The 617-nt window shown below is 66.6% G+C and carries 1 protein-coding gene; it reads left to right on the top strand.

The window, feature by feature from the left end:
- Positions 1-617, top strand: a 617-nt coding sequence (locus ARC20_RS01020) for an isocitrate/isopropylmalate family dehydrogenase (RefSeq protein WP_237642477.1), incomplete at both ends; no start/stop codon positions are given.

A 617-nucleotide genomic window follows, 5' to 3' on the forward strand; every position in this document is an offset into this window, starting at 1 on the left:
CGGCGTGGACATGATCGTGGTGCGCGAGCTGACCGGCGGCATCTATTTCGGCGACAAGACGCGCACGGCCACCGATGCAAGCGACCTGTGCCGCTACAGCGTGGCGGAGATCGAGCGGGTGATGCGCACGGCGTTCAAGCTGGCGCAGGGGCGGCGCGGGCATGTGACTTCGGTCGACAAGGCCAACGTGCTGGAGACCTCGCGCTTGTGGCGCGACGTGGCGGCACGGATCGGGCGCGAGGAGTTCCCGGATGTGCGGCTGGAGCACCAGTTGGTCGATTCGATGGCGATGCACCTGCTCTCGCGTCCGCGTGATTACGACGTGGTGGTCACCGAAAACATGTTCGGCGACATCCTGACCGACGAGGCGTCGATGCTGGCGGGCTCTCTGGGGTTGCTGCCTTCGGCTTCGCTGGGCGAGGGCAAGGTCGGGTTGTACGAGCCGATCCATGGGTCGGCGCCGGATATCGCCGGCAAGGGAATCGCCAATCCCTACGCGACGATCCTGAGCACGGCGCTGCTGCTGCGGCATTCGCTCGGGTTGGAGCAGGAGGCGCAGTGCGTGGAGCAGGCTGTGAGCGATGCGCTCGACGCCAAGGCGTTTACGGCGGACCTGG

It is taken from the genome of Stenotrophomonas panacihumi (genome assembly GCF_001431645.1).
GTDB lineage: Bacteria > Pseudomonadota > Gammaproteobacteria > Xanthomonadales > Xanthomonadaceae > Stenotrophomonas_A > Stenotrophomonas_A panacihumi.